A 23074-nucleotide genomic window follows, 5' to 3' on the forward strand; every position below is an offset into this window, starting at 1 on the left:
CCCTACGCTTCAATCACCACGCGCAGATTGCCCCGTTTACGCACAACTCGACAAGCGGTTGCACCATTGGCTTGCTCAAACTCCAGATCGAGTAGGGTTTGCCCAATTCTAAGGTTGGTCAAGGACAAATAATTAACGGATTCGGGTAAGGTGGGGTTGATGATGCGTAAGCAATAATTGGGAGCATCCGGGACTAAATTCACCATCACTTGCAACAGTTGAAACACGGTTCCGGTTGCCCAGGCTTGGGGAGAACAGGCTACCGGATAGCGGACAGGACTACTCTCTGGGGTGCGCTCAAATCCGCAGAATAGCTCTGGAGGACGATAGTAGGCTTGGGCGGCGATCATATCGAATAGACCTTGAGCCAGTTCTAGGGATTGGGCGGTAAAACCGAGCGATCGCAATCCGGCAGCAATGATACTGGTATCGTGGGGCCAGACGGAGCCGATATGATAGCCCATGGGATTGTAGGCAGGGGAAGCACTGCTTAAGGTACGAATCCCCCAACCATTAAAGAGATCGGGAGCCTGAAGCCGTTCGGCGACGCTGTGGGCTTTGACTTCGGAAAAGAACCCCAGACCCAAACCATGGCCGGGATTTGAGGTAATACTATCGACTTGATGTCCCTCTCCGTCGAGGGCGAGGGCAAAATAGCCCTGTTCGGGCATCCAAAAATCGCGCTCGAACTTTTCTTTTAAGATCTGTGCTTCTTTACGCCAGCGATCGCTTAATTCATATTCTCGCTTAATCTGTGCTAACTCACTCAGGCGCATTTTGGCCCCATACACATAGGCTTGCACCTCCGCCAAGGCAATCTCACCCTGGGCTAACTCTCCTTGGCTATTGACAATACAATCGCCGGAATCTTTCCAACCCTGGTTAACCAGTCCAGCAGAGGACTTGCGCTCATAACCCAGATAACCGGTGCGTTTACAGGCGCGATCAATCCATTCCATAGCCGCGATTGCACAATCCCAATACTGATCTATCCAGGGGCGATCGCCACTCCAGCTATAATAATCGGCATACAATATTAACCATAGGGGCGTAGCATCCACACTGCCGTAATAGGGGGTATGGGGAATTTCTCCACAGCGAGCCATTTCGCCCCGACGCAACTCATGGAGAATTTTTCCCGGTTCCTCATCGCGCCACTCATTGGTTTCTTTGCCCTGATACTCGGCTAAAACGGCTAGGGTTTGCCGGGCAGTCTCTGGATTGAGGATCAGGGTTTGCATGGCGGCAATAATGGAATCTCGACCAAACAAGGTGGAAAACCAGGGAATTCCCGCCGACAGAATTTGACTCTCGCCGAAGGTTTGCATCAACAGGGCAATATCTTGGCCTGCTCGTTCGATAATCTGATTCAAAGAACGGTTATCGCTACGGATGCGCGTGGAGCGATCGCCCCACTGTTGCAACTCCATGGTTTTTGCTACCAGAGCTTGGCTTAAATTTGCCAGTATACCCACTGAGGAAACGGGCTGATTGTCCAACATGGGTTGCACCCGATAGCCCAAAATCTGGGACTCATGAGACTCTAAGCGCACCTTCCAAAGGGCGGTATAGCCCTTAAATTCGGTCGGTTGGGTGCGATAAAACTCGATTCTCGATTCCATTAATTGGCGATCGAGTCCCTGATAAGCTAAGACCAACTCTTTCGTGGTTCCCGAACCTCCATTAAAGACTAAAGAGGGTTCACCCGTTTCTGCTTCTGGGGGATGGATGGGCCGCATCAGGGTTCCCATCGGGGAGCGCACGATCCCGCGAATGGCGAATAGATCGGCAAAATCGGCATCAAAGCTCAGACTTAATTCAAACTCTACCGGCTCTGTGCTGTAGTTGGTCAGGGTGAGTTCTTCAAATAATGCCCCTTGTAATACTAACTCTCGCTGAATGCCGATAGTTTCTGCCTCGATTCGATTCACATAGGGGTTAGAACAGAGGGATGATAGGGCAAACCCACGCCCGGCTGTACTACTGAGTAAGATCAGGGGCTGTCCCTGAAATTGCAGTTCTAGACGAGAAAGGAAGCGGGTATCTTGACAAAATAACCCTAGGCTGGTGTTGTTGGTACGGTCTAAACAACCGGGAATATTACCGAGGGTATCGGTGACTAAAAATAGGTCATTGTCTTTGAGGGTAAGGGTGGGTTGTTGCCGTTCAGCAGGGGTACAGGGCCATTCGGGGAGGGGAACCTGTTGAGCTGGGGCAAAGGTACGACTGTCGAGTTCTACGAGATTAACCATAGTTATTCGAGGGATAGGGGAGTAATCGGGCCGGCTTTGGTTGGGAATTTCTGGATGGGTGCGGCAATTGAGGGATGGGTAGTGTAGATGACAATCGATCCTCTTTTAGCTGGCGATGGGTACGGTAGAGGGTAGATGACCGTTTTGGATAAAGCGATCGCTTAAGAGTTGGTTATACACGGCTTCGTAGCCATCCACCATCCGCTTGACGCTGAAGTGATTTTCTACATGCGATCGGCAGGCCCGACGATCGAGGGTGGGGATTTTGGCGATCGCTTCGATACACTCGTCTACGGAGTGGCAGAGAAAACCGCTTTCTCCATGGGCAATGACTTCTGGAGCCGATCCCAGGGATAGGGCAATGACGGGGGTTCCACTAGCCATGGATTCAATCATCACTAAGCCAAAGGGTTCTTTCCAGGCTATGGGGAAGAGGGTAGCCCAAGCTCGTCCCATGAGTTCATTTTTCATCTGGTGATCGGCTTCCCCTAAAAATTGGATCTGTTGACCGTCAATATGGGGGACAATGTGGCGATCGAAAAAGTCCTGACTGGCAAAATCGACTTTTCCGGCTATTTTGAGCGTCCAACCAGTGCGTTTGGCAATTTCGATTGCCAAATGGGGGCCTTTTTCTTCGGACATGCGACCGAGGAAAGCTAGATAGGGGGGTTCATCGGGTTGGGGATAAAAGGTGAATCGCTCCGTGGCGATCGCATTATAAACTGTTGCTCGATAATTCAGTCCCAATTCTGGACGCTGTTGAGAATGGGAAACACTAATGAAATTCTGCTGGCGATGTTGGCTGAAAATTTGTTCGGTTAAGGGGGTAAAGATGCCATGCAAGGTATGAAGGACTGGGGTTTTCGTAAACTGGGCATAGGGCAGAGCGGCATAATCCATATGAGAATGGATCGCATCAAATTCACCGGCTTGCTCAAAGACTTTGCTTAACTGCATTTGCTCATAAATTGCATATTCAGGGGGCAAAACACCCAAGGGACGCAGGGCTTTTGCACACCCTGGTTCTAACTGAGCGAGGGTTTGTGAGTCTCCGGTTGCCAATAAGGTGACTTGATGCCCTCGACGCACCAATTCATCTGTGAGTAAACTTACCACTAATTCTGTGCCTCCATAGGCTGGAGGGGGTACACGCTCCCATAATGATGCAACTTGGGCAATTCTCATGATTTATCCTGCTCAACTCTTGAGCGAAATGAAGAAAAGCGTGGACAGAAGAATGGAATCAGAATAAAAAATGGTGTAGATGAAGCGGTTGCGATCGACCGGGTTTCGCTATGATATGGCTTGCTGTTCTATTATCCTTAGCCATTGTGTCGTTATCTTTGAGCCTTGAAGTCCAAGCTGCCCTTAAGTATCTACAAGTGTTCAGCCTGCAACCAGAGTCTGTGGATCTGAGTGTGCCAGAGCAACGGCAGCAACTGCGATCGCACTTAATCCATATTGCTAGTTTAGCCGATCATCATAATTTCGGGGTTTGTGCCGATGAGGGAACCCAAGGATTTACTGCTCTTGCCCATTATTTGAGCGCTTTGGGCTATCCGGTTCCGTTTAATTTGGTGCAACTCCCGGCGATCGATGAGCCGGTTTATATTAAGTTTAATGGCCAGACTTTAGCCCATTACCATGATAGTTATACGGGTGACTATCGAGGGGTTTTGATTTCTTGTTTGTCTTCTGATTACGATCGACTGAATGGAACCTTTGGCTATTTCCCATTAAATCTATTTGATGACCAATCCATCACTCCTAAGTCTTAATTCATCGCCTCCTAGGAGCAGAAACCCAGTAGCCCGTTTGGGAACAGACTACTGGGAAGGGTCAACAGATTCATAAAATTTCAGCGTTTCTCTCAAAAAGTTTCTAACAGGATTAGAATTCCATCCACTCGGACAAGGAATCACCATTAAAGGGTTGTACGCCAACGCTGGGATATTGATCGTGATTGGGGCTAAAGATTGCGCCGATGGCATCAAACATATACATCACGATATCGTTTATAGCAGAAAACATATTCATATCTGTCTCCTTTCTTTAACTGAAATCATTGGATTTATTCCTGATGCTTTGATTATAGCAATTCCCTGACCAGTGGGATCGCTGCGCTACTATTCTTTATATTCTGTTGCGTTTGGTAATAATGGGTGGTGTGGGAGATGGGGAGATGGGGGGATGGGGGGATGGGGGGATGGGGGGATGGGGGAATGGGGGGATGGGGGAATGGGGGGATGGGGAGTTTTTATCCTGTTAGAGCTAGTCTAATTCATCTGTGTCTTAAAACCCCCCACCTGCAAAAATCCGCTACAATAAGTATCAACCCCCATTTTTAATTTTTAATTTTTAATTTTTAATTGAACCGTGGTTCGTAAGTTCTGGGCATTTTGGTTAACGCTCGCCGTGGTGGTCACTCCCCAAGCCACGGTGGCACAGACGATTGAGGAGTTGCGCGAACAGGGAGCAGCCGCTTATAACTCTGGGAACTATGCTCAAGCAGAATTGATTTGGCGCAGGGTCATTAATCAGCAACCCGATAGTGTCGCTTATGTGTGGTTAGGCCTTGCCCTCTCCGACCAAGGGAAACTGAGGGAGGCGGAGCAGTCCTATCGCCGCGCCCTGGAACTTGACCCCGAATATGCCGCCGCTCACTACAACCTGGGCTATGCCCTGCAACAACAAGGCAACCTACAAGCCGCCATTGCCGAATATAGAAAAGCCATTCAACTCGACCCCAACTACACCCCTGCCCAAAACAACCTCCGGGAAGCCGAGCGCCTCCTGTCCCAATAGCGCACCCCCCCTCCTCCCAGCGACCTCGCCCATATTCCCAGCCCAGATGACGAACCCCTGGTCTATGAACTGCGCTCCACGGTTCGCATCATTACCGAAAGCACCGCACCAGGGGCACTTGGTGCAGACTCTAGCACGGGTTAGATCTTCAAGCGCGAAGGAGAGACCATCTGGATTATCACCAACCGCCATGTCCTCCAACCCCATATTGAGAAATTGCGCTATTTTGCCCTCAGTTCCGATCCTGTAGGGGTACAAGTGAGAGTAGCGGGAAAAAGTCAGAAATTAGCGGTAGGACTCGATCCAGATTATCCCGTACAATCTTTAAGTTCCAGTTGGCTCAGTCGTTATCTGAGTCCGGATCAAATTACGGCGGCGCTATCATTTGCTGCGGCAGTGATTGGGTTTTTATTGCCCTATTTGTTTGTCATGCCTCCAGAGAATGACTCCAAAGTTCCCTCAATCCATGAGAAATAGAAAGGTTGAGACAGGGTTAGGTACAGGCACAACCTGTCACACCCGTATCTGTAGGGGCAGGTTTGGGCAAGGGGACATCAATGAAACCCGCTCCTACAGGAGCGATTGCAGAGGACTTGATATGAAGATCAAATCGGAACATCTAGAGATAATTGTGGCTCATGCCCAGGCGTGTTATCCGCAGGAGTGCTGCGGGGTGTTGTTGGGTGAAGTTGAGGGGGTTGTGGTGGAGGTGGTGCGGACGGAGAATGGTTGGAATGAGGAGATGGCAGAGCGGTTAGAGGAGATGGGGATAGGGGGAAAGACGAAGAGGGAGCGCTATTGCATAGCCCCCCAAACCCTGCTCAAGTTGCAAAAAGATGCCCATTCTCGCCATCTCCAGATTGTGGGATTCTATCATTCTCATCCCGATCATCCGGCTATACCGTCTGAATGCGATCGCCTCTTAGCTTGGCCGGATTACCACTATATCATCGTCTCTGTCATCCAAGGACAGGCCACCAGCATCAAAAGCTGGGTTTTAGCCGCAGATGGTCAATTCCAACCCTCGCCACTCGAAAACATTCTTAACACAGAGCCACTGGAGGGAAAGACAGGGTTACAATAAAAGACTCCATAAGGGAAATTCTTGCAACTTGTCCCCTAAACTTATATGCTCAATCCTAATCTGGACGATATTCAACTGATCCCAGAAGAGTACGAACGCTACTCTCGCCATCTAATTTTGCCAGAAATTGGACTTGAAGGGCAAAAACGCCTCAAAGCCGCTAGTGTTCTGTGTATTGGTACAGGTGGACTCGGCTCACCTCTGTTGCTCTACCTTGCAGCAGCCGGTGTCGGACGTATTGGTATTGTTGATTTTGATATCGTCGATCATTCCAACCTTCAACGTCAAGTCATTCATGGTACATCCTGGGTGGGCAAACCCAAAATTGAATCGGCAAAAAACCGGATTCATGAAATTAACCCCTATTGCCAAGTGGATCTCTACGAAACGCGCCTGAGTTCAGAAAATGCCCTAGGGATCGTTGAACCCTATGACATTGTAGTGGATGGAACTGATAATTTCCCCACCCGCTATCTGGTGAATGATGCCTGTGTTTTACTCAATAAACCCAACGTTTACGGGTCAATTTTCCGCTTTGAAGGGCAAGCTACCGTTTTCAACTATGAAGGGGGGCCTAACTATCGCGATCTCTATCCGGAACCTCCACCGCCGGGAATGGTTCCTTCCTGTGCAGAAGGGGGCGTTTTAGGCATTTTACCGGGAATCATTGGGGTGATTCAAGCTACAGAAGCGGTAAAGATTATCCTGGGTTCTCAAACTACATTAAGCGGTCGTTTACTGCTCTATAATGCCCTGGAGATGAAATTCCGGGAATTGAAATTAAGACCGAATCCAGAGCGCCCGGTCATTGAAAAACTGATCGATTATGAGCAGTTTTGTGGCATTCCCCAAGCGAGGGAACAGGAGGCACAAGAGCAAGGAGCTGTTCCAGAAATGACGGTTACAGAATTGAAAGCCCTGCTCGATAGTGGTGCAGACAATATTCTGCTCATTGATGTCAGAAATCCCCATGAGTACGATATTTGCAACCTTCCGGGTTCCGTGTTGATTCCTTTACCGGAGATTGAACAAGGAAAAGGGGTCGAAAAGGTGAAGGAATTGTACAATGGCCATAAGCTGCTGGCTCTGTGTAAGGTGGGAGTGCGATCGGCTAAAGCTTTGGCTATTCTGAAAGAAGTAGGGATTGAAGGGATTAATATTAAAGGCGGAATTATGGCTTGGAGTGAAGAAGTCGATCCTTCTGTGCCGAAATATTAATTTCCTTTTGAGATGATGTACCCTGTAGGGGCGAGCGTCCGCTCGCCCCTACAACGTTATACTGATTACCTAAAACCTTAAGATAGGGGCTTAATTTCGGCTAAGTCCAAAATTTGGGGAATTAAATCTTCCCGCTTGACTGCCATGAGATGGACTCCATGGCAAATGTTGCGAGCGAGTTTGATTTGCTCGGCAGCAATTTTCATTCCTTCTAAGAGGGGTTTTTCTGCATGGTCGAGGCGCTCAATGAGGGAATCGGGAATATGGACACCGGGCACACAGCGTTTAATAAATTTGGCGTTTTTAGCGGATTTGAGTAGGAAAATTCCGGCTAAAACGGGTTTATTTGAGCTGGAAGCAACTTGGGTCATAAATTTATCTAAACGCTCAAAATCAGTGACCATTTGACTTTGGAAGAACTGAGCGCCTGCGTCTACTTTTCGTTTAAATCTGCGTTGCAGGCCTGACCAACTGTCGAGTTGGGGGTCTACTGCTGCGCCTGCTAATAGGTTGAGGGGGCCGTCGGGGAGGGGGTTCTCGTGAGCATCAAAACCTTGGTTGAGCTGGTCAATGACTTTCAATAGGCGCACTGATTCGAGTTCAAAGACGGGGCGGCCATCGGCATGATCTCCGGCTTTGATCGGGTCTCCGGTGAGGGCGAGGATGTTGTGAATGCCTAAAGCATGGGCCCCCATGAGGTCGGCTTGAATGCCCATACGGTTGCGATCGCGGCAGGCGACTTGACAAATGGGTTCAATCCCTTGTTGTAATAATAGCACGCTGGCAGCCAAGGGACACATGCGTAAAACGGCACGACTTCCATCTGTAATATTGACGGCATGAACTCGGCCTTTCAGGTGATTAGCCATTTCGATCATATGGCTGGTGTCCCCTCCTTTGGGGGGCATGACTTCGGCCGTGACTAAAAATTCTCCTGAATGTAAGGCTTGGCGAAAAGAATTAACCATAATTTAAAAAAGTAATGTTATTTACAAAGGAGTAGAATAGCCCAGGGCTGCTTTGACTTCAGCTAGGGTAGAAACGGCGATCGCCTCTGCCTTTTGCCGACCTTCGCGCAAGACTGATTCTAGATACGGGCGATCGCCTATAATTTCCTGATATTTGTCTTGAATGGGTTTAAGGGCTGCAATGACCGTTTCTGTCAGCAAGGGCTTAAACTGTCCCCATCCCATCTCTTGACATGCTGCTGCCACTGCTTCCTTGGTTTGTCCAGAGAGCAACATATAAAGGCTCAAGAGATTATGACATTCTGGCCGTTCTAAATTATCAAATTCTAAGCCCCGCACCGGATCGGTTTTACAGCGCTTAATTTTGCGGGCGATCGCCTCTGGAGGATCGAGTAAACTAATCCGACTTTGTTCGCTCGGATCGGATTTTGACATCTTTTTCGTGCCATCGGTCAAACTCATCACCCGCGCTCCTTCCTTTCTAATCAAAGGATTGGGCAACTTCAGCACCGTTTCTCCTTTACCATATAAATGATTAAAGCGAGCCGCAATATCACGGGTGAGTTCTAAATGTTGTTTCTGATCCTCTCCCACCGGCACGCGATCGGCTTGATAGAGCAAAATATCCGCCGCCATTAGCACTGGATAATCTAACAACCCTGTGCCCACATTTTCACCTTGTTTAACCGCTTTTTCCTTAAACTGGATCATATCTTGTAACCAATTTAGGGGAGTAATACAGTTCAAAAGCCAGGTTAATTCACTATGGGCGGGTACATGGGACTGAATAAAAATGGTGCTATGCTCTAAATCGATACCGCAGGCTAAATAGAGAGCGGCAATGGTATAGGTATCGGCGGCTAGGGTTTCTGGGTTATGGGGAACGGTGATGGCATGGAGATCGACCACACAAAAATAATTTTCATATTCGCTTTGTCCCTCAACCCAGTTCCGGATCGCACCTAAATAGTTACCGAGATGAAGATTGCCAGTGGGTTGAACACCAGAAAGAATGCGCTGTTTACTCATGCTTTTTCGGGAACGGGAGAGGTCAAAGTTGGGCAGGTTAAGCTGCAACCTACAGCCAAAAACCAGGATTAAGGAATCTCCCGCCTAAAGGACGACCAGGAGAGGTGGTTTTTGGGTGTTAATTTTTATTACAATACACTAATCTGGAACCAATGGTTAAATTTTGAGGATGAACTGAAATATGGATTCAAGATCGGATGCAAGAGCAGGGGAGAGCGATCGCCTACAACTGCAAGAATGCATTAAACTGGCTCAGAATCTGGCAACCCATGAAAAAGCCAAAGCAGAATTTCGGCAATGGTGCGATCGCCTCGCCGAAGAAAATCCCCAAGCAGCCGCGCTGCTGGCTCTTCTCTGGGAAGAAACCATCCGCGCTAACCGTTCTGCTCTTTTTTGGGAAGAACTCACCAATGTGGAAAAAGAACTTTCCGATCGCATGACTGAGCAAACCATCCAGTTACAGCAAAATTATCTGCGCTTAGTGCAAGAGCAGTAGATTCAAACCAACCTAGGGGCGATCGCCTAGGGCTAATCTCGCCTGTTCTCGGTCATCGAAGTGGATTTTTTCTGTCCCTAAAATCTGATAATCTTCATGGCCTTTTCCAGCAATTAAAACCCCATCTCCGGGTTTTGCCTCTAGGATCGCCTGACGGATGGCTTGAGCGCGATCGCCAATGACAATGGGTTGGGCAGATTGGGGAATACCGGCAAGAATATCTTGTAAAATTTGCTCCGGATTTTCCGTGCGGGGATTATCGGAGGTCACCACCGGTACATCGGCTAATTCGGCAGCAATTTTACCCATGATCGGCCGTTTCGTGCGATCGCGATCGCCTCCACAGCCAAACACACAAATCATCCGCCCCGGAATAAATGGACGGGAAGCTTTAAGTAAATTCTCTAAACTATCCGGAGTATGGGCATAATCCACAATCACCGTAATCTCTTGATCGGGATTGATACTCACCCGCTCCATTCGTCCGGGCACGCCCAAGAATTGCGGTAAACTCGATACCATAGTTTCTAAGGGAATCCCCAGATGTAAGCCAGCACCGACAGCCGCCAAGAGATTCGAGACATTAAATTGACCGACTAAGGGGGACTCAAAGGCCATCTCCCCTTGGGGGGTATGTAAAATACCTTTCACTCCTTTGGGCTGGTATTCTAAATCACTTGTCCATAGATCGGCCGCAGGATCTTCGGTGCTATAACTCCAAACCTGTTCTGGGGATAAGCGCTCAATTAACCGTTTGCCATAGGGATCGTCTAAATTAATTATCGCTTTTCCTTTGAGATAATCTGGACTAAACAGCAGGGCTTTGGCTGCAAAATAATCTTCCATCGTCCGATGATAGTCCAGATGATCCTGGGTCAAGTTCGTAAAAACAGACACTTCAAACGGACAGCCCCAAACCCGTTTTTGATCGAGGGAATGGGAACTGACTTCCATTACTCCATATTTACATCCTGCTGATACAGCGTCTGAGAGCTGTTCTTGTAGGGTAACCGCAAAGGGAGTGGTATTAACTGCCGTTTGATGATATCCCGGCCATTTCGCGTAGAGGGTTCCCAGGAGAGCCGTTGGCTTTTGTCCTTGAGTTAAAAAAGATTCAATTAAGTGAGTGGTTGTGGTTTTACCATTGGTTCCTGTGACTCCGACCAGTGATAAGGTTTGGGCAGGATAGCGATAGAAGGCGGCGGCGACTTCCGCGCATACTTTCGCCATATCCGTACCCAAGATTACACAATTTTCTCCGAGAGGATGCTTACTGAGGGCGGACTCAGAGACGATCGCGGCGATCGCCCCTGTCGCCACCGCACTCGGCCAAAACTCTCCCCCATCCACGCGAGTTCCGGGCATTCCCATAAACAAATCTCCCGGTTGACAAGAATGGGAATTCGTGCTTAATCCTGTTACCTCCAGGTCTAAGGCAGGATGGGAAGGCACTTCCCCTAATCCACTCACGTTAGAGAGCAACTCGCGTAATTTCATAGAAACAGACCTTAGCAATTCAACGGGAATTGTTACTTACTATGCGTCAACTGGCTAAGAATGGCAAGAAACCGGGTTTCTAGGGTATGGGCTTAATCTAGCTCGTCTTCGCCAATATCCGCCAGAGCCGGGGGGCCATGGTCGGGGGTGCGAAGATTTTCGACCATTTCCTGGATTTCAAGGGAGGGAGTCGGGGTTAATCGAGAAACGGTCAGAGCAATCATCAGGTTCAGGATCATGCCGACTGTACCAATGCCTTCAGCAGAAATGCCGAAGAACCAAAGGGGCATCCCATAGAATTGTGTACTGATGATGTAGAAGGTGGTAAAGATTAGACCGGAAACCATACCGGCGATCGCCCCTTCTTTGTTGGTACGCTTATCAAAGATACCCAAGATAATGACTGGGAAAAAGCTGGCTGCGGCTAACCCAAAGGCAAAGGCGACGACTTGAGCCACAAAACCGGGAGGATTAACGCCAAAATAACCGGCAACGGCGATCGCAAATCCGACCATAACGCGCCCCACCATTACCCGGCGCGACTCGGAGGCTCCCGGATTAATCAGGCGATAATAGACATCATGGGCGATGGAACTGGAAATCACTAACAGCAACCCAGAAGCGGTGGACAGGGCAGCCGCTAACCCACCAGCAGCGACTAAGGCGATCACCCAGGGCGCTAAATTGGCTACTTCTGGAGTTGCAAGAACAATGATATCGCGGTCAATGGTAATTTCATTGGTTTGGGGATCGGGGGTTAACTCAATCCGGCCATCCCCATTTTTATCGTCAAAGGCCAGCAGTCCCGTATTTTCCCATTTGGTCACCCAATCTAGCTGTTGCACCTCTTCAATGGTTTTATTGTGCAAGGTATCAATTAGGTTATAGCGGGCAAAGGCAGCCAGGGCGGGAGCGGTGGTATATAAAATGGCGATAAACAGGAGCGCCCACCCTGCGGAATAGCGGGCGGCGCGGGGATTGGGAACGGTATAGAAGCGAACGATTACATGGGGGAGTCCGGCTGTGCCGACCATCAGAGCAATGGTAATAAACAGGACATCCAGCATGGTTTTGTTGGCAAAGGGTTGGGTATATTCGGCGAACCCCAGATCCACTTGCACTTGATTGAGCTTGTCTACAATATCGCTGAATGTAAAGGCGAGTTGGGGAACTGGGTTACCGGTGAGATACCAGGCAATGGCGATCGCCGGAATCAAATAGGCGACAATTAAAATGCCATATTGGGCAACTTGCGTCCAAGTAATGCCTTTCATGCCACCGAGGACGGCAAAAAAGGCGACAATCGCCATGCCAATGATGACCCCGGTATTGACATCTACTTGCAGGAAGCGACTAAAGACAATCCCCACACCGCGCATCTGTCCGGCAACATAGGTGAGGGAAATAAAGATCGCTGCTACCACTGCGACCAGTCGGGCAATATTGGAATCATAGCGATCGCCCACAAAATCGGGAACCGTATATTTACCAAATTTCCGTAAATAGGGAGCCAACAACAGCGCTAATAATACATAGCCCCCTGTCCATCCCATCAAATAAATCGAGCCATCATAGCCCAAAAATGAGATTAACCCAGCCATGGAAATAAAGGAAGCGGCTGACATCCAATCTGCTGCTGTTGCTGCACCATTGGCGATCGCCGGAACCCCTTGATCGGCGACAAAAAACCCTTTAGTATCCTTAACGCGAGACCTCCAACCAATATAGAGATAAAGCAAAAGCGATAGGGTAACTAACAAAAATGTCCAAACCTCTACACCCATTATTTATTCCTCAATCATTCTAATATTAAAAAATTTCTTTCATCATCACTCGTCTCGCTTATACTTATGGTCAATCCGATCCATCTGGATCGCATAGACAAAGATTAAAACCACGAACACATAAATAACTCCCTGTTGAGCCAACCAAAACCCTAGGGGAACTGTGCCTAGGGTAATGGCATTTAGGGGAGTCACCAGTAAAATACTCAAAAGCAGGGAAACCACGCCCCAAATGATTAATAAATTGCGAATTAATGTGGTATTTTCCCGCCAATAAGCTCGCCTTTCCTCTTCATTCATCATCCAAATCCCCATTTCTAATTTCTAATTTTTAATTTTTAATTGATATAACAATGCTGTCAATCTGTTACTGTTCAAACCCAATTTACAGAGTCTTACAACAGCAACAGAGTGACAGCAAAAATCACCCCATTGGGGTAGAGTTATTTAGCTGTCGGCAGCCGTTGCCAGTTCGGTACTGCCTTGATTGCGCCGTCTGGTGAGGCTATTAAACAACAGTTGTCCGATCGCCTTAATTAAGCTGCCTTCGAGTTCATTAAACATTCTCATGTTCATGCCAAAAGCCGCATTCGCTTCTTCTACGATGCGATCGGCCATCGCCTCATCAACGGGTAATCCATCCATGATCTGGCGATAGTTATTCTTGAATGCCTTCTCATCGGGGATATCAGCAAACTCATAGAAGCTGGTTCCCTGTCCCTCTGGTAAATTCATCGCAGTTTGGGCAATTTTCTTGAGAATTTGCCCACCGGATAAATCACCCATATATCGGGTGTAGAGGTGAGAAATCAGTAATTCCGGTTGTTCATTGGAAACTTCTCTGATCCGGTTCACATACTCTTGGCCAACTGGAGATAGGCTAACTTCCTCCCGCCAGTTGTTGCCATAATAGAAAGCTAAATCCTTTTCGATGGACTGTTTACGGTTCAGTTCTGGAAAATAGAGAGGCCCCAAAACGGGATGATTTTGATGACGAGTCATCTCTTCTTCCATAGCAGAATACACAAAGTAGAGATTACCGGCCAGTTGTCGGTAAGAGCCTTTCTCAACGGTTCCTTTTAAGAAACACTTAATAAAACCCATGTTTTCCGCCATGGTGTGGGCTTTTTTTGTGCCCTCGCGGAGCTTAGTCGCTAAATTGGTACTCATCCTAAAACAGTTCCCGATTTTGAAAATGAAAGACGATCTCAAAAGAATCCTTTGGGCAAGTCTCCACAAAGGGTTTAGGGTTGGTTACTCACCCTCTATAGTGTTACCTTAGAACGATTTGATTAACCTTTACATTAAGTTTCTTAAACTTAGGGGAAGATACCCATCGGCGATCGCCTCCCAGGGGATTTCCGGTCTGCCCTTCTGCTATTCTGGAGTAGCCCCGTGTGAACCAGGAAGCGCTACTGTGATGACCGATCCTTACTTATCCGAGTTTCCCCATAGCCCGTATACCCCCTCAGCTCGTCAGTCAGAAACCCCCTTAAACCCATTAGTAGATTCTTCTAATTCCCAAGAAGATTTAGATCTAGCATTTCTCTATCCCCGCGATATGGAATTTCGCCAAGAAACTCTTTACAAGCGCAACCTGAAATCGGTCTCGGATATTGTCTGCAACTCTAGCAATCCTGATCTTAGCTGAAAAAGCAATTCTCTATGATGATGGGGTGAAAATTGCTGATTTTAAAGATGATAAAGATCGGCGGTATCCCCCTTATGGTGAAGGGCAAGACTGGGAAGATAAAGGGCAAAATATAACTATTTCTTGCTGTTTTTAAAGGTTTGTTACAGTTAAACCAATAGGTTGACGATCTGTGCAAGACTGAAGAAAGTATAAACTAAAGCTCCTAACTGGAGTGCAAAATAAGCAATCCTCAAAATCGTCAACGGTCAAGAGTGGAAGTATAGGGCTGGGCTAAATCCTTTGAGAAAGCCAAAATAAAGGTAAGCCTGGGTAGCTAGAGGCTTTACGGGATAACGATTGCCGGGGTTAGGGAGGAGAAAAAATAACAGTTGTTAAGGTCAATGTTTCAAAAAGATAAGTTTGATGACAAAACGGTAAGAAAATAGGAGAGGAATCTCATGGACGCTAATGAATTATTACAACGCTATATTCACGGGGAACGGGATTTTCGCGGCTCAGATTTAACCTATGCCAACTTAATTGGTGTGGAGTTAGCGAAATCCAATTTGTCAGGATCGAACTTAAAAGAAGCCTCTTTAGCTAGGGCTTATTTGGAGCGGTGTTTTCTCCAAGAAGCCAACCTGAATGGGGCATTTTTGTATGGTACAAATTTGAGCTATGTGAAGTTGCAAGGGGCAGTGTTAATAGAAGCGGACTTGACAAAAGCGGATTTGCGAGGCGCTCATTTGGGGAAAGTGGATTTGACGGGAGCCAAATTGAGTGGAGCGATTTTGAGCTGGGTGACGCTGTTTCGGGCAAAGATGCCAGGGGTGAATCTGTGTGGTTCAAACCTGAATGGGATTAATTTGCGAAGAGCGAATCTGGAGGGCGCTAATCTGAATTGGACGAATTTATCGGGAGCGCGGTTAAGTGGAGCGAATCTGCAAGGAGCGGGTTTAAATGGAGTGAAACTGAGCGGTGCATTCTTGAATGGCTTGAAGCTGCAAGGGATGAATTTTAGTGGCTTAGAGTTGGATGCAGTGAAGTTAAATGGGGCAAAAATGGCAGGCTCTAATTTGGTGGGAGCCGATCTGAGTTATGCCCAAATGCGCTTTACCGATTTCGATCAAGCGAATTTGAAACAAGCGGATATGCATGAGACGATCCTCAAAGGGGGTAAGTTTATTCAAGCGAATTTGATGAAGACGAATTTGTGTGAAGCGGATATGCGGAAAGCGGATTTGACGGAGGCAAATCTCAATTTAGCGGATCTGCGGGGGGCGGATCTGAGTGAAGCGGATTTGCGCGGGGCTTATCTGTGGGGGGCTAACCTAGATGGTGCTTGTTTGCGGGGGGCGGATCTGCGCGGTGCAAGTCTGCGGGATGCCGCTTTGATCGGTGCAGATTTGCAAGGGGCGAATTTAGAGGGGGCGATGATGCCGGATGGTAATATCCATGCCTAGATGGACTCAACAATGGTGTACTCTAGAGTCTGGCAAAGAGTAGATCGCGGAGAAAAAAAAGCTTATGGTGATTGAGGTAGGACGGGAAATTTGTGGCGATCCAGCCATCGCCCAGTCCCGCGAATGGTTAGTCACCAATGGTATCGGGGGCTATGCATCGGGGACGATCGCCTCTAGCCTCAGTCGCCGTTATCATGGGTTGTTAGTGGCAGCTCTGAAACCTCCGGTACAACGTACTCTGTTGTTCTCTAAACTCGATGAAACCGTTACCTATGGCCAAAAATCCTATCCCCTCTTCACGAATCGATGGGTGGGCGGTAAAATTGAGGGATATGGCGATCGCCACCTGGAGAGTTTCCGCTTAGAGGGCACAATCCCCGTCTGGACATTTGCCCTTGGGGATGCCCTGCTGGAAAAACGGATCTGGATGCAGCAAGGGGAAAATACGACCTACATTCGCTACGATCTGGTGCGCGGTAGTACCCCAGTGACTCTATCTATTAAGGCGATCGCGAATTATCGCCCCTACAATCTGCTGCAAGAAGATCTAGAGTTCATTATCCACACCCAGAAGATCGACTCTGGGGTAAAATTGGAAACCTCTGGATCGTCCATCCCCTGGTATATATTCAGCTCTGGAGGAGAATTCACCTTAGAGGACACCTGGATACAAGGATACGATCTGGCAATGGAGCGCTATCGGGGAGACGGCGATCGTGACAACCATTTCCACTGTTGTACCCTCAGTGCATCCCTCAACCCAGGAGACTCCCTAACCCTAGTTGCTAGTACCCAGAATCAGGTAAATCTGGACTCGAAAGAAGCTCTACAGCAGCAAAAAAACTACGAACAGCAGTTACTTCATCGTTGGCAAGCTACACCCTATCTGAACACCGAAAAGGCTCCAGATTGGATTCGACAGTTAATTCTTGCTGCCGATCAATTTATTGTCCGTCGTCCCCTCTCCCATAACCCCCAAGGGCAAACCGTGATTGCGGGCTATCCCTGGTTTACCGACTGGGGTAGGGATACGATGATTAGCCTACCCGGTTTAACCCTCTCCACAGGACGCACGGAAGTAGCCAAGAGATTATTGGCTACCTTTGCCCAATATGTGGATCGGGGGATGTTGCCCAATGTGTTCCCCGATGGGGGAGAAGACCCGGCTTATAATACGGTGGATGCGACTCTCTGGTATTTTGAAGCGATTCGTCAATATTACCAGGCGACCCGCGATCGCTGCTTTTTAGCCGAAATTTTCCCCATTTTAGCCGACATCATCGACTGGCATTGTCGCGGAACTCGGTATAATATCCATCGCGACCCCGAAGATGGTCTCTTGTATGCCGGAGAAGCCATGACCCAGTTAACTTGGATGGATGCTAAATATGGGGATTGGGTGGTCACTCCCCGGCAGGGTAAGCCCGTAGAAGTGAATGCCCTATGGTATAATGCATTGCATACAATGGTCGTATTTTCTCGCAAATTAGGAAAAGATGAACGAGAGTATGAAAAGCTTGTACAAGAAGCAGAGAAAGGGTTTAAGCGCTTTTGGAACTGTGAATTGGGATGTTGTCATGATGTAATTGATACACCTAAAGGGAGTGACCCCAGCTTGCGCCCGAATCAGATTTTTGCTGTCTCCTTACCCCAAAGTCCCCTGACTTTAGCACAGCAACGGGGGGTGGTGAAGGCGTGCGGGCGATCGCTGCTGACTTCCTATGGGTTGCGATCGCTCAGTCCAGACGATCCCCAATATGTCGGTCGTTATGGTGGCAATCTCGCCCATCGAGATGGAGCCTATCATCAAGGTACAGTCTGGGGATGGTTATTGGGGCCCTTTGCGATCGCCCATCTCAAAGTTTACAACCAACCCGATCGCGCCCTCAGTTTCCTCCGGCCCATGGCACACCATTTATACACTCATGGAATAGGCAGTATCAGTGAAATCTTTGATGGCGATCCGCCCTTTACCCCCAGGGGTTGTATCGCCCAAGCTTGGAGCGTGTCGGAAACTTTACGAGCTTGGCAAGTTATATCACTTAAAAATTAAAAATTAAAAATTAAAAAAGGTTAGATCTAATAAAGGTGTAAATTGGTAAAAATTTGCTTGCGCCATTGGGCATCTAAACGGCGATCGCACTGAATTTCTAAAACCCGTATTCCCCGATGGGGTAATTGGGCTAAATAATGCCGAAACCGATCCCAACTTTCCACAAGATAATACTCAATGTTGTAAGTATGGCATAAGTGGGAAAAATCAATGGATTGAGGCGTAGCAAAGAATTCTTCAAAGGGGGGATTATATTCAGAAATAGGTAAATTCTCAAAAATCCCGCCCCCATTATTATTCATTAAAATAATGGTTAAATGACCTTGGAAATAGGGACGGATTAAAAAGCCATTGGTATCATGCAAGAGGGCTAAATCTCCGGTGAGTAAAACACTCGGTTGCTGATGATGGTGGGCTATTCCTAAAGCCGTAGAAAGAATGCCATCTATACCATTGGCTCCGCGATTAAAATAGGGATGTATTTTGAGGCTATTGGGAGTCCAAAACCATTCCATATCGCGCACGGGCATACTATTAGAAATGAAGATCGGCGTATGTTCGGGCAGAATTTGGGAGAGTAACCAAGCCGCTTTGGGTTCAAATAAACGATCTATTTTTTCTAATAGTTGATCTAGGTGCGATCGCCCCCAATGCTCTAAGGCACACCAGCGCTCTAAATAGGGGTTAGGTTCAGAGGGAAATTCTGGGAGGCAACGGGAGAGTTGTTCAATGGAACAGCGCCAAAATTGGGTTTGATTGTGCAGGGGGTCAAGATTTTGATAGCTGGGATCGATAATCCATTGGCGAGGATTGCATTCTTTGAGCCATTTTCTCAACTCTTTACTGGTGGAAAAATCCCCAATTTGAATGACGACATCGGGGCATAATTCTTGGGCAATTTCAGAATTGCGAAGAATTAGGTCATAGGTGGAGATCAGATGGGGATTGAGATGGGCATAGTTGCGAACAGGGGAGAGTCCCTCGGCAAGGACGGGAAAGTTAAGGGTTTTGGCTAAATGGGCGATCGCCTTTACATAAGCTTCTGGGTTATGGGGTGCAGCGACTCCCGCAATAATGATGCCACGGGAAGAGCGCCGATCCTTGCACCAGGTTTGCACTACTTCAGGTGTTATTTCGATGCTCGATACTGAGGCAGAACGGGGGGTTAAAAACCCAAAGAAGCGATCGAGATCAAACGCTTCTTCCCGAATGCCCAGATCCAGTTGCAGAATGGGCGCTAAGGGGTCTCGAAAGGGAATGTTAACATGGACGGGGCCGGGAATTGGACTTAAGGTGCGTTCCCATCCATAGGCGATCGCCTGGCGCAAATAGGCTAAAAGATCCACATCCGGTAAACTTAGCTCCGTTTGCCAAGTGGGGTAATTTCCATACAGCTTCACTTGGTCAATGGTTTGCCCGGCATGGGTTTGCCGTAATTCCGGGGGGCGATCCGTTGTTAATACCAGCAAGGGAACTCGACTTTCTGCTGCTTCAATGACGGCTGGATAAAAATTAGCCCCTGCTGTTCCCGAAGTACAGACTAAAGCCGTCGCTAACCCGGATTTTTTCGCCCGTCCCAAAGCAAAAAATGCTGCCGAACGCTCGTCTAAAATCGGTATCGCTTCAATCCCCCTTTGAGCAGCAAAAGCAACAGTCAACGGAGTCGAACGAGAACCAGGACAAATGATCGCCGTAGTTAACCCCAAACGCTCCAAGGTTTCCACCAAAATCGAAGCCCACAGCATATTCAGGTTACGGAAATCAATTGGCATAGTTGAGACTCAAGGTGAGGAGATGGGGAGATAGGCTAAATTCCAAAATTTTGGCAAAGCTCTTCAATAGATTTCATCGGCAAATACAGTTTCATCGGTTCCTGATTAAATTGTCTAAATCCATATTTTGTATAAAAGCTCAAGGCTCTTTCATCGAAAGCTTCTGCAATTACAGCTAAAGATGCCACTTGCATAGTTGTATCTAGAGACTTTTTAAGAGCATTCATTAATAGCAGTTCACCGAACCGCTTACCTTTTTGCTCATTCTCAACAGCAAGACGACCTAATAGTGTTGCAGGTAAGACTGGGTAACGGGGTAATCGTTTAGCAAAATTCTCCTCCAAAGCGATAACGTTGACCGTGTAAGAAGAGAGCGTATAGTATGCCAAAACATTCATCTCAGGATCATTAGTTAAAACAAATACAGTTGAGACTCGTTTTTTGAGATCTTGAGAGGCTTGCTTACGAATATAAGTATCTAAACTCTCTTGCCCACAGCAAAAGCTTGAACGGATGTGCTTGCGACTATCAAGAAGATTGATTTTGAGAATCATTAAACTGACATCGTTTGCTTGTATCGTAAAGCAGCCAATTTCAAAGCTTCATTAGGCTTCGGAGGATTGAGAATCGCATCAACAAAAGCCTCACTATCTTCAATACTAAGCTTCAAAGTTTGGTGATGTTCAATAACTCTGTATGCGGCTGCTTGCACACTTGCAACAACAAAATCAGTAAGAGTTCGTCCTTCTAAGTCAGCCGCCTTTTGCACTAGAGCCTTAGTTTCCTGACTGATACGAGCTTCTAACCGTGCTGATGATGTTTTAGGAGTTTTAGTCGCCATAGTATGAGACCCATAAATGTAACAACCTTATGAATCAAGCTTATACGGCAATTTGCCGTATGTCAACACTAACATAACGTCAGTTTTGGTTAAGCAGGCGATCGGGGCATCGTGGCATCGTGGTATGGTCAAAGATTAGAGACTTTTCCATACTCCTGAAAGAACAAAATTATGAACCTACATTATTAATTGTACGTGAGGATAATCTACCCGCAGCTATCAGTGCCTGTCAGTCGAGTGGGTGGACTATTTTCACAGGAGAATCTACATTTGAGTACCTGACTGAACTCACTGGCTTTGATCTGAAAGCATATCTAACGGCAAAAGCATCTGCGTATAAGATTGATCGGGTTGATCGGGTTTAACGTCAGCAGAATATGAATTTTCTGATGTAAATTCCGTATCTTCCAAACGCTTTTCAATAATCTCCACATACTCTGGAACAATTTCAATCCCTAAATAACTGCGTCCCAGTCACTTCGCCGCTACCAGTGTGGTTCCTGAACCCGCAAAAGGATCTAAAATAATATGCTCTGTGGAAGGAGGAACAAAAAGATCGATTAACTTTTCCATCAACGCCAAAGGTTTGACCGTACAGTGGACATTGTAATCCATATGTTTTTCCCGTGGAATATCTTCTAAAATATTCGATTGAAATGAATCATCTTCATTAAGCGTATGAAACAAGCCCACTCCATATTCAAGCAGCGTTTCCACATAATTATTAACCAGAGGTTTTTGCACCACCACAATTGCTTCCCATTCATTCCTTAAACAACTATGCCAGCCTTCCCAATCTTGATAATTATCCACGCCTTTTTGCTTGAGTTTAGATTGCAAATTAAGACCCTTGGGAATCCCACTAGAGCGCCGATAAACCAGACAATCTCGTGTATAAAAACCCGCTTTTTCAAGAGCAATTTGAACATGGGCCATGGTTCGACTGCTATTAAAAGCGGCAACAATTGCACCCGGTTTACACACTCGAAATACTTCAATGGCCCATTCATAACACCATTGCTCATAATTGAGAATATTTTCCCTCACTCGCTCGTACCATCGAGGATTCCGAACTCCCCCAGCTAAAGCACTTCCATAAGGAATATTTTTCACCAGAGTGCTACTATCTTTGGCTTTATTGAGTCGTCGCTTAATCTCTGGATCGTCCCATTTGTGCCCAATAAATTCATAGTTGTAGGATGGATCGGTAATACATGCAGAAATAGAGTGTTCTGGAAATTGGCGTAAGACTTCTCGGCAATCACCTGTAAAAATTTGATTATTGTGTTTCATGCCGATAAAGTTTTCCGTGACGATATTATTTATAGTATGAGATCCTCAAAGTTACTGTCAAGCCATGATTCCAGGGTTTTCTTTGTGTCTTCGTTGTTCATTATCACAGATTGACTTATAATGAAGAAAATCATTTTACTTTTTAAATTCAAATGAGTCCAGAAATTGAAACAGTTATGCAAGCGATCCATCGGTTGTCAGTGCAGGAACAGGAACAGGTTCTGAGACAGTTACAAGCTTATTACAGGTCTTCTGATGAGATAAGGGATCTAGAAAACAAGAATACTCAGTTTTGGCAAGGGGTATCTCTATCTCAACTAATAGAGAGTCAACATCCCAGAACATTTCAAGATGCTCAGGAATGGGTAGCTGATTTTTGGCCAGAAGAAGATGCGGTTGAAGATTTCTTAGAGTTTCTGCGGGAACAACGGGGAATAATTGCGGATAGTTAACCCTAGAGATAGAAAGAGTTCAAAAGGTATCGTATGGCGGTAATTTTAATTGATACAGATATCAGTTCTTTTATCTTCAAGGGTAGTGATTATGCCCAACCCTATATGCCGCTTTTGATGGGTCATCAATTAGCTCTTTCTTTTATGACCGTGGCTGAACTGTTTCAATGGGCCATACTTCGTCAGTGGGGAGATCGCCGACAGCTACAATTAGAATCGTATTTATCGAATTACTTGGTCATTCCCAGCGATCAACCCCTGTGTCTTCAGTGGGCAAAGATTCGGGGGAGTCGCCAAAGAATAGGAAAGCCTATTTCGCCGCAAGATGCCTGGGTTGCAGCCACCGCGTTACGTCACGATCTGCCCTTGGTTACTCACAATGTAAAAGATTTTTTAGATATTCCCCATCTACGCTTGCTCACTCCAACTTAAAA

General features: G+C 47.0%; 24 protein-coding genes. 11 read left to right on the forward strand and 13 right to left on the reverse strand.

Translation table 11 applies throughout. The features are described from left to right. Positions 1 to 2: 2 nt before the first annotated feature. Positions 3 to 2252, reverse strand: a complete 2250-nt coding sequence (locus AC3FZD_RS18920; RefSeq protein WP_488737504.1) for an amylo-alpha-1,6-glucosidase — start codon at positions 2250 to 2252, stop codon at positions 3 to 5. 105 nt (positions 2253 to 2357) lie between these two features. After that, complete coding sequence (locus AC3FZD_RS18925; protein ID WP_488737505.1) at positions 2358 to 3437, reverse strand: glycosyltransferase family 4 protein; 1080 nt, start codon at positions 3435 to 3437, stop codon at positions 2358 to 2360. Between the two features lie 110 nt (positions 3438 to 3547). Between AC3FZD_RS18925 and AC3FZD_RS18930 the strand changes: the two genes are divergently transcribed. Next, entirely contained in the window at positions 3548 to 4030 is a 483-nt protein-coding gene (locus AC3FZD_RS18930) for a DUF1824 family protein (RefSeq protein ID WP_488737506.1), read from the forward strand. Between the two features lie 112 nt (positions 4031 to 4142). Here the strand turns inward: AC3FZD_RS18930 and AC3FZD_RS18935 are convergent, their stop codons facing one another. Further along, entirely contained in the window at positions 4143 to 4289 is a 147-nt protein-coding gene (locus tag AC3FZD_RS18935) for a hypothetical protein (protein ID WP_488737507.1), read from the reverse strand. 339 nt (positions 4290 to 4628) lie between these two features. Here AC3FZD_RS18935 and AC3FZD_RS18940 point away from each other — a divergent pair, with 339 nt between their 5' ends. The 4 genes from AC3FZD_RS18940 to moeB all read left to right on the forward strand — a co-directional run bounded on the left by AC3FZD_RS18940 (position 4629) and on the right by moeB (position 7359). Next, positions 4629 to 5057, forward strand: coding sequence for a tetratricopeptide repeat protein (locus tag AC3FZD_RS18940; protein ID WP_488737508.1), 429 nt, complete (start codon positions 4629 to 4631; stop codon positions 5055 to 5057). 216 nt (positions 5058 to 5273) lie between these two features. Further along, positions 5274 to 5534: a hypothetical protein gene (locus tag AC3FZD_RS18945; protein WP_488737509.1), complete on the forward strand. Its 261-nt coding sequence runs from the start codon at positions 5274 to 5276 to the stop codon at positions 5532 to 5534. A gap of 121 nt (positions 5535 to 5655) precedes the next feature. Further along, positions 5656 to 6141, forward strand: coding sequence for a M67 family metallopeptidase (locus tag AC3FZD_RS18950; protein ID WP_488737510.1), 486 nt, complete (start codon positions 5656 to 5658; stop codon positions 6139 to 6141). Positions 6142 to 6186: 45 nt separating this feature from the next. After that, positions 6187 to 7359: a molybdopterin-synthase adenylyltransferase MoeB gene (moeB, locus tag AC3FZD_RS18955; protein WP_488737511.1), complete on the forward strand. Its 1173-nt coding sequence runs from the start codon at positions 6187 to 6189 to the stop codon at positions 7357 to 7359. Positions 7360 to 7436: 77 nt separating this feature from the next. On the opposite strand, the gene AC3FZD_RS18960 is transcribed toward moeB, so the two are convergent. Beyond that, positions 7437 to 8327, reverse strand: a complete 891-nt coding sequence (locus AC3FZD_RS18960) for a methylenetetrahydrofolate reductase (RefSeq protein ID WP_488737512.1) — start codon at positions 8325 to 8327, stop codon at positions 7437 to 7439. 21 nt (positions 8328 to 8348) lie between these two features. Beyond that, positions 8349 to 9356, reverse strand: coding sequence for a tryptophan--tRNA ligase (gene trpS / locus AC3FZD_RS18965; RefSeq protein WP_488737513.1), 1008 nt, complete (start codon positions 9354 to 9356; stop codon positions 8349 to 8351). A gap of 181 nt (positions 9357 to 9537) precedes the next feature. On the opposite strand from trpS, the gene AC3FZD_RS18970 reads away from it, so the two are divergent. After that, on the forward strand, positions 9538 to 9852 hold the full coding sequence (locus AC3FZD_RS18970) for a hypothetical protein (RefSeq protein ID WP_488737514.1): 315 nt from the start codon (positions 9538 to 9540) through the stop codon (positions 9850 to 9852). 12 nt (positions 9853 to 9864) lie between these two features. Here the strand turns inward: AC3FZD_RS18970 and AC3FZD_RS18975 are convergent, their stop codons facing one another. The 4 genes from AC3FZD_RS18975 to AC3FZD_RS18990 form a co-directional block, all read right to left on the reverse strand. After that, on the reverse strand, positions 9865 to 11349 hold the full coding sequence (locus tag AC3FZD_RS18975; protein ID WP_488737515.1) for a UDP-N-acetylmuramoyl-L-alanyl-D-glutamate--2,6-diaminopimelate ligase: 1485 nt from the start codon (positions 11347 to 11349) through the stop codon (positions 9865 to 9867). A 92-nt stretch (positions 11350 to 11441) separates the two neighbouring features. Next, positions 11442 to 13133, reverse strand: coding sequence for a sodium:solute symporter family protein (locus AC3FZD_RS18980; protein ID WP_488737516.1), 1692 nt, complete (start codon positions 13131 to 13133; stop codon positions 11442 to 11444). Between the two features lie 45 nt (positions 13134 to 13178). Further along, complete coding sequence (locus AC3FZD_RS18985) at positions 13179 to 13433, reverse strand: DUF4212 domain-containing protein (protein WP_488740390.1); 255 nt, start codon at positions 13431 to 13433, stop codon at positions 13179 to 13181. Between the two features lie 147 nt (positions 13434 to 13580). After that, on the reverse strand, positions 13581 to 14303 hold the full coding sequence (locus AC3FZD_RS18990) for a biliverdin-producing heme oxygenase (protein WP_488737517.1): 723 nt from the start codon (positions 14301 to 14303) through the stop codon (positions 13581 to 13583). A 250-nt stretch (positions 14304 to 14553) separates the two neighbouring features. Here AC3FZD_RS18990 and AC3FZD_RS18995 point away from each other — a divergent pair, with 250 nt between their 5' ends. The 3 genes from AC3FZD_RS18995 to AC3FZD_RS19005 all read left to right on the forward strand — a co-directional run bounded on the left by AC3FZD_RS18995 (position 14554) and on the right by AC3FZD_RS19005 (position 18282). Next, the gene (locus AC3FZD_RS18995; RefSeq protein WP_488740428.1) at positions 14554 to 14784 is read left to right on the forward strand and encodes a hypothetical protein; all 231 of its coding nucleotides are present in this window, start codon (positions 14554 to 14556) and stop codon (positions 14782 to 14784) included. 440 nt (positions 14785 to 15224) lie between these two features. Beyond that, positions 15225 to 16229: a pentapeptide repeat-containing protein gene (locus AC3FZD_RS19000; protein WP_488737518.1), complete on the forward strand. Its 1005-nt coding sequence runs from the start codon at positions 15225 to 15227 to the stop codon at positions 16227 to 16229. Positions 16230 to 16293: 64 nt separating this feature from the next. Then, positions 16294 to 18282 (forward strand): amylo-alpha-1,6-glucosidase, encoded by a 1989-nt coding sequence (locus tag AC3FZD_RS19005; protein WP_488737519.1) that lies wholly within the window; start codon positions 16294 to 16296, stop codon positions 18280 to 18282. A gap of 26 nt (positions 18283 to 18308) precedes the next feature. Here AC3FZD_RS19005 and menD read toward each other — a convergent pair whose 3' ends face one another. The 4 genes from menD to AC3FZD_RS19025 form a co-directional block, all read right to left on the reverse strand. After that, on the reverse strand, positions 18309 to 20054 hold the full coding sequence (gene menD / locus AC3FZD_RS19010) for a 2-succinyl-5-enolpyruvyl-6-hydroxy-3-cyclohexene-1-carboxylic-acid synthase (RefSeq protein WP_488737520.1): 1746 nt from the start codon (positions 20052 to 20054) through the stop codon (positions 18309 to 18311). A 35-nt stretch (positions 20055 to 20089) separates the two neighbouring features. Continuing rightward, positions 20090 to 20608 (reverse strand): GNAT family N-acetyltransferase, encoded by a 519-nt coding sequence (locus AC3FZD_RS19015; protein WP_488737521.1) that lies wholly within the window; start codon positions 20606 to 20608, stop codon positions 20090 to 20092. Further along, positions 20608 to 20895, reverse strand: a complete 288-nt coding sequence (locus tag AC3FZD_RS19020) for a type II toxin-antitoxin system TacA family antitoxin (protein WP_488737522.1) — start codon at positions 20893 to 20895, stop codon at positions 20608 to 20610. Before AC3FZD_RS19020 ends, AC3FZD_RS19015 begins: the two co-directional genes overlap by 1 nt. Before the next feature lie 474 nt (positions 20896 to 21369). After that, positions 21370 to 22188, reverse strand: coding sequence for a DNA-methyltransferase (locus tag AC3FZD_RS19025; protein WP_488737523.1), 819 nt, complete (start codon positions 22186 to 22188; stop codon positions 21370 to 21372). A 152-nt stretch (positions 22189 to 22340) separates the two neighbouring features. Here AC3FZD_RS19025 and AC3FZD_RS19030 point away from each other — a divergent pair, with 152 nt between their 5' ends. Both AC3FZD_RS19030 and AC3FZD_RS19035 read left to right on the forward strand, forming a co-directional pair. After that, on the forward strand, positions 22341 to 22640 hold the full coding sequence (locus AC3FZD_RS19030) for a hypothetical protein (protein WP_488737524.1): 300 nt from the start codon (positions 22341 to 22343) through the stop codon (positions 22638 to 22640). A 33-nt stretch (positions 22641 to 22673) separates the two neighbouring features. Further along, positions 22674 to 23072, forward strand: a complete 399-nt coding sequence (locus tag AC3FZD_RS19035; RefSeq protein ID WP_488737525.1) for a type II toxin-antitoxin system VapC family toxin — start codon at positions 22674 to 22676, stop codon at positions 23070 to 23072. The last annotated feature ends 2 nt before the right edge of the window (positions 23073 to 23074 follow it).

Source organism: Roseofilum sp. KMC-1 (assembly GCF_057802075.1).